The 6,149-nt window shown below is 62.8% G+C and carries 7 protein-coding genes; 5 read left to right on the plus strand and 2 right to left on the minus strand.

Annotated elements, in window-relative coordinates; translation table 11 throughout:
* Positions 1 to 9 precede the first annotated feature (9 nt).
* Both ACLRGI_RS10160 and ACLRGI_RS10165 read right to left on the minus strand, forming a co-directional pair.
* On the minus strand, positions 10 to 978 hold the full coding sequence (locus ACLRGI_RS10160) for a hydroxymethylglutaryl-CoA lyase-like TIM-barrel protein (protein WP_419201525.1): 969 nt from the start codon (positions 976 to 978) through the stop codon (positions 10 to 12).
* On the minus strand, positions 975 to 2,225 hold the full coding sequence (locus tag ACLRGI_RS10165; RefSeq protein WP_419201526.1) for a CaiB/BaiF CoA transferase family protein: 1,251 nt from the start codon (positions 2,223 to 2,225) through the stop codon (positions 975 to 977). Before ACLRGI_RS10165 ends, ACLRGI_RS10160 begins: the two co-directional genes overlap by 4 nt.
* A gap of 364 nt (positions 2,226 to 2,589) precedes the next feature.
* On the opposite strand from ACLRGI_RS10165, the gene ACLRGI_RS10170 reads away from it, so the two are divergent.
* From ACLRGI_RS10170 to ACLRGI_RS10190, 5 genes are all read left to right on the plus strand, one after another.
* Positions 2,590 to 3,492 (plus strand): alpha/beta hydrolase, encoded by a 903-nt coding sequence (locus ACLRGI_RS10170; protein WP_419201527.1) that lies wholly within the window; start codon positions 2,590 to 2,592, stop codon positions 3,490 to 3,492.
* 59 nt (positions 3,493 to 3,551) lie between these two features.
* Positions 3,552 to 4,514 carry an alpha/beta hydrolase gene (locus ACLRGI_RS10175; protein ID WP_419201528.1) on the plus strand — a complete coding sequence of 321 codons (963 nt, stop codon included), beginning with the start codon at positions 3,552 to 3,554 and terminating at the stop codon, positions 4,512 to 4,514.
* A 91-nt stretch (positions 4,515 to 4,605) separates the two neighbouring features.
* Positions 4,606 to 5,232: an FMN reductase gene (locus ACLRGI_RS10180; protein ID WP_419201543.1), complete on the plus strand. Its 627-nt coding sequence runs from the start codon at positions 4,606 to 4,608 to the stop codon at positions 5,230 to 5,232.
* A 57-nt stretch (positions 5,233 to 5,289) separates the two neighbouring features.
* Positions 5,290 to 5,610, plus strand: coding sequence for a hypothetical protein (locus ACLRGI_RS10185; RefSeq protein WP_419201529.1), 321 nt, complete (start codon positions 5,290 to 5,292; stop codon positions 5,608 to 5,610).
* Positions 5,611 to 5,720: 110 nt separating this feature from the next.
* On the plus strand, positions 5,721 to 6,083 hold the full coding sequence (locus tag ACLRGI_RS10190) for a TFIIB-type zinc ribbon-containing protein (protein WP_419201530.1): 363 nt from the start codon (positions 5,721 to 5,723) through the stop codon (positions 6,081 to 6,083).
* Positions 6,084 to 6,149 lie beyond the last annotated feature (66 nt).

Below are 6,149 nucleotides of genomic sequence, written 5' to 3' on the forward strand. Positions count from 1 at the left end.
GAAGCGGCACTAGGGCGCAGGCTGAACAGCGGATGGCATGACCCAATCAAAAGCCTCAGCTTTCGAACGCGCACCTTGGGCTGACTTGGAACGGTTGGGCTCACCCAGTTCCGCCAAGAGTTTCTCTGAAAGCGCCACGAGTTCCCCAAAGACGTCCGGAGTCAGCCACGCGGGACGTGTCGCAAAGAGGATGTCTTCGCTGGAGGTGTTGCCACTGGCCCCGGGCGCGAACGGGCAGCCGCCCAAGCCGCCAAGGGCGCCGTCAACCATCGCGGCGCCGGCCTGGATGGCAGCGAGCGTATTTGCAACACCCAAACCCCAGGTGTCGTGGCCGTGATAGACAATCCTGCGGGCAGGGGACTCGTCCCGCACGCGGGTGATGAGCCGGGATACTTGGGCGGGGACGGCTTGCCCCAAGGTGTCGCAGATGACTATGTCCGTGGTGCCTTCAGCGCGGGGATCGTTGGCGATGGAGAGGATGCGCTCCTCAGGAACGTAGCCTTCAAACGGGCAAGTGAAGGACGTGGCAATGCACAACTGGATTTGGCCACCGACTGCGCGGGTGTACTCAACAGCCTCGGGCAAAGCGGCCAGGCTCTGGTCAGTGGTCCGCCCGATGTTCGCCTTGTTGTGGGAATCCGAGGCTGACAGGCAATACTGAAAATTCCTCGCCCCGGCAGCGGAAGCTTTGGCAACGTGGCCGGGTGTAGCTACCCAGATCCAGCACTTCTCCAGTTCCCCGGGCGTGAGGGCCTGGACCACCTCCAGTGTGTTGGCCATGGTGGGGACCAAGTCTGCACGAGCCATGGAGCCCAGCTCGATCGCCGGCACTCCGAGGCGCAGCAACTCCCGCACGGTCTCGATCTTCTGTTCTGTCGGCAGGAGTTTGCCCGTGAGTTGGAGTCCGTCGCGCAGGGTAACGTCCTTGAGGATGACATCGCCCAACGTGCTGGCCAGAGGGCTTTCAAAGCGGTTCATGGTCGGAGGGCCTCCTCGCGACCGGAAGCCGCATTGATCTGTGCGGCATCCATGTTCAGGAGTCCGCCAAGGATTTCTTGCGTATTTTCGCCCAAGTCCGGGCCAAGGTTACGTATAGGCAGGGACTGGTCTCCGATCACCGGAACAATGCCCGGGAAGCCCACTCCGGGGAGGACTTCCTCACCCGTGGAAACATCAAACTTCTGGATCATATTGCGGGCGGCGTACTGGCTGTCCGTGCTGATATCGGCGGCGGTGTAGATGGGGCCGGCGGGAACGCCGGCGGCTTCGAGGGCCTCCAAGGCTTCAGCTCCTGAGAGCGTGGCTACCCAGTCTCCGATGGCCTCATCCAGTTCCTCGCGTCGGGCCCAGCGCCCCGCATTTGTTTGCAGGGAAGGGTCCTCGGCGAGGTCCGGGCGGCCGATGGTCTGCATATACCGCTGGTAGATCGAATCACCGTTGCCGGCCACCACAATGCTCGCGCCGTCTTTGCACACGTACGCATTGGACGGTGCGATGCCCTCCATCCGTCCACCAACGCGCTGCCGGTCCACGCCGTACGCCTGATAATCCGGGATCAGCGATTCCATCATGGAGAACATGGCTTCATTCAGCGCGACGTCGATGATGCGCTCGGTAAGCGGAACAGCGCCAGCCGAGTCCCGGCGTCGTGCTTCACGCTGGTACAGGCTCATCATGGAGCCGAAGGCGGCATACAGGCCGGCGATGGAGTCCCCGATGGAGACGCCAACACGCACCGGCGCACGGTCCGGGTCGCCCACCAGGTTACGGAACCCGCCGTAGGCTTCGGCGACGGCGGCGAACCCGGGCCGCTCGGAAAGTGGCCCGGTCTGTCCAAAAGCGGAGATTCGGGTGACGATGAGGTGCGGGTTTGCCTCGTTGAGGACGTCGGGCCCGAGGCCCCACTTCTCCAAGGTCCCGGGACGGAAGTTCTCCAGAAGAATGTCGCACTTGGCCACCAGCTCCAGCACGGCCTTCTTGCCGGTCTCCGTGTGGAGATCCAGGACCACGGACTTCTTGTTGCGGTTCAGCGTGCGGTACAGCATGGACGTGTTGCCCTTGTGCAGGCGCCAGTTACGCAGTTCGTCACCAGTCCCAGGCCGTTCAATCTTGATGACCTCAGCGCCGAAGTCAGCGAGCAGTCTGCCGGCCGTTGGTGCTGCGATGTAGTTGCCGAGCTCCAGGACCCGGACGCCGTCCAGAGGGGCGATGGTTTGGTGTGTCATGGGCTTCTTTCGTGAGTGCTGGATGGCGGGTCGGGGCTTATCCCATGTTATGAGTTTGAACTCATAATGCAAGCAAATTCTCCGTATTGGGCGGGTCCTGCTTCGGGCGGCGCGGCCGCTGTCCTGACCTTCGGGGGCGGCCTCGCGCCATAACATGGTCCACAGATACGCCGAACCGGGGGAGTGTGTGATGGGGCCGTTGGAATCAATCCAAGCGAGCACGAGGCAGAGTGAGCCGAGCCAAAGAGGGTCATTCTCGAGGATCCGGCGAAAGCGGTCTGCTAAGCACCGGAAGCTTGAGTTGGCCATATTGCTGGTTCTGATTTTGGCGCTGGCACTTTCAGCGACCCCGTGGCCGTCGGCCATGCTTATCCGAACCGTTTTTGAGCGCGGGGCGCAGGAGACCATCGACGAAATGACGCCGTACGTTCCGGATACGCCGTTGCAAACCCAGGCTGGCGTTGTTTACAAACCCGGTTCCACCTTTGACGTCTTCAGTCCCGCAGGCACCACTGGGCCACTTCCCACTGTGGTGTGGATTCATGGCGGCGCGTGGATTTCCGGTGCTCAGCGCGATGTGAATCCGTACCTCCAGATCATCGCAGCCGAGGGTTACACCACCATTGGCGTGAGCTATCCGATCGCCCCCGAAGCCACTTATCCCACGGCGGTGCGGGACATCAACGAAGCCCTCGCCTACATCAAGGCCCACGCAGCCGAGCTGAACGTGGACACCGGCCGCATTGTCCTGGCCGGTGATTCGGCCGGTGCGCAGCTCGCAAGCCAGATGACCACCCTGACCGTTAATCCTGGGTACGCCAACCTGATGGGGATTCAGCCTGCGCTCCAGAAATCCGATCTGGCGGCCACGATCCTGCATTGTGGCGTCTACGACCTTCGGGCCATGGCAGATCTCAACGGAATCGTGGCTTGGGGGTTCAAGACGTCCCTGTGGGCGTACACGGGCACAAAGGACTGGTCCGCCACGTACGCTGGCGCGACCATGTCCACCATCGACTTCGTCACCGACGAGTTCCCTCCGACGTTCATCAGCGGCGGCAACGGTGACGGGCTCACGTGGCTTCAGTCTGTTCCCTACAGCAACCGGCTGAAGGATGCGGGTGTCCCGGTGACCGAGCTCTTCTGGCCCGCTACGCACGAGCCGGAACTGCCGCACGAGTACCAATTCCATCTGAACTTTGAAGAGGCGCGCGAAGCCCGGGACAAGACCTTTGACTTCCTGTCCACGCACGCAACGAGGCGGTAGTTTCAGGGGCAGGCCCGGATCATTTCAAAGTATCTCCATGATGGAACTATTATTGGAGTATGACTTCCTCCCCTGAGGCACTTTCCATAACACGCCAGCCGTCTCTCTTCTGGGCATCGGTTGTGTGCGTTGCTGCGTTGGTCGTTGCTCCGCTCTGGATGCTGATCGGGAATCCGGCTGTCCTGCGTGGGCACCCATTTCTGCCCGTTCTCCTGGTGACTGCCGCCGTCGTCGGAGTTCTTTGGGGCGTCCTGCTGTGGCGTCGTCGCCGTGCGTTCCGGAAGCGGTCGGGACTGAGGGCTACTGGCGCTTGGGCCGGGCGGGCGGCGGTGTTGGCGCTTGTGGCCACGCTGTTGTGGCTGAATCCTTTCGCCTACCAATCCGGTGGCACGGCTGAAGCTGGAGCGATCATTGAGGTGTCCGTGGCTGAGTCACCCCCGGCCATCACCATGACTCCCAGCGTGGGAACGCCTGCCGAAGGACTGGTCTTCTACCCTGGTGCCCGCGTTGAAGCCCGTGCATATGCGGACATTCTCAAGCCGGCTGTGGATGCCGGAGTCCTCGTCGTGATCCTCAAGATGCCCCTCAATCTCAGCCTGCTGGACGGAAACCAGGCCCGCGCCGTTATGGCTGACCATCCGGAAGTCTCCTCGTGGACTGTAGGCGGGCATTCGCTGGGCGGAGTCACGGCGAGCTCCTTCGCGCTGAGCAATCCGGACGTGGACGGCTTGCTGCTCTACGCGTCCTACCCTTTGGACTCCCTGCGCGACCGGGCGGGACTGCAGGTCCTGTCCATCTCGGGCTCGGAAGACGGCCTCAGCACACCAGCAAAGATCGACGCTTCCCGCGAGCTGCTCCCTCCAGGCGCGACCTTCGTGGAGGTCCAAGGGGGAAATCATGCGTTCTTCGGAAGCTACGGCGCTCAGCCCGGCGACGGTAACCCCACAGCCGACCGCGCGGCGGCGCAGGAGCAAATCACCGATGCTACCGTGGCGTTTCTGACGCAGCGCAGGGCTGGCTGAGGCGTCCCGGGAATACTTCGGAGCAGCTCCCTGTTCATTGATTTAGATGCAAACGCATGTAAGCTGGATGAACGAGCAACAGGAGAATGCCATGGAAACCCGCCGCATCACCGTACTGTCCGCCGGACTCGGCGTCCCGTCGTCGAGCCGCTTGCTGGCCGACCAGCTGGCCGCCTCCGCCGAGCGGCAGCTGCGCGCGGCCGGTTACGAAACGAAGGTTGACGTGGTCGAACTCCGCGACCTCGCGGTGGATATCGCCAACAACTTCGTCACCGGTTATGCCGCACCGCGGCTCGCCGACGTGATTGCCGGCGTCGAGGATTCGGACGCCATCATCGCGGTCAGCCCCGTTTTCAGCGCCTCTTACAGCGGTCTGTTCAAGTCGTTCATCGACGTCCTGGACCCGAAGTCGTTGGACGGCAAAGCCGTTTTGCTCGGCGCTACAGGCGGCACCGACCGCCACCAGATGGTCCTCGACTACGCCATGCGTCCGCTGTTCACCTACTTGCGCACCAGGATCGCGGCTACCGGCGTCTTCGCGGGGCCGCAGGACTGGGGAAACACGGACGACGGCGCTTCGCCCCTCTCGGTGCGCGTGGACCGGGCCGCGGGTGAACTCGTGCAGCTGTTGAGCGGGCCTCAGCCACGGCGGAAGAACGACTCGCTTGAGTCGCTGCCGTTCGAGCAGTTGCTGGCCGGGATCTCAGCGGGCAGGTAGTCCTCCCGTCTCCCTTGTCTGGGGGGTCCTCGCCAAGCGGCCGTGGACAATGGGTGCATGGACATTGCAACGCTGCACCACCTGGACGAGTTGCTGGAGGATAACGAGTCCCTGACTGTGGCGAGGATATCGGCATATCTCGCCACGCATCGCTTGGCGACCGCCAATTGGTTCGGTCCAACCGGGCGCTCATCAAGTTCCTCCTGGATCGAGCGCGACGGCACGGGTTGGCGAGTGTGGGAGACGGATGAGCGCGCTGGGATCATGGATCACTGCATCCTCCGCACGGAGTCGGAGAAAGAGGCCGTGGATAGCTTCCTCCGCCGGGCACGGCTCCACCTTGCGGCGAACGCCACGGCGGTACGTCGCGGCTTTTGACGCTCGCCGTCGTGGGATTAGGGCGCCTCGGTACGCTGTGACCGCCGCTTGGTTGATTCCGGTCCTTGGAATGCCCGAACTTATTATCCGGTCCGATCGTTGGGGCAAACATGAAGTGTCCTGTGGATTCCATTGACCTTGTAATGAGCGAACGAAGCGGCGTGGAGATCGACTACTGCCCGCAATGCAGGGGTGTGTGGCTGGATCGTGGGGAGCTGGACAAGATCATTGATCGAGTCGCGGCAGAAACCATGCCCGCCCCGGCCCGGCCCGCCGCCGCGCCGTCCCAGCCTCCCATCGCGCCGCCGCCCATCTACAATCCGTTCGAGTCGCGGCCCCAGCAGCCGCGGTATGACGACAGGGACCGGCGGGACTACGACCGCCGGGACAACGATCGCCGCGACGGGTACGACCAGTACGGCCGCAAGCGCAAGAAGAAGGAAGGCTTCCTGGGGGACTTGTTCGACTTCTAGTTGTATTGACCACGGACGTTCGGAACTGTCTCTTATACACATCTGACGCTGCCGACGAGGAGCGTG

Origin of the sequence: Paenarthrobacter sp. PPS72 (genome assembly GCF_048537125.1) — a bacterium.
Classification (GTDB): Bacteria; Actinomycetota; Actinomycetes; order Actinomycetales; family Micrococcaceae; genus Arthrobacter; species Arthrobacter nitroguajacolicus_E.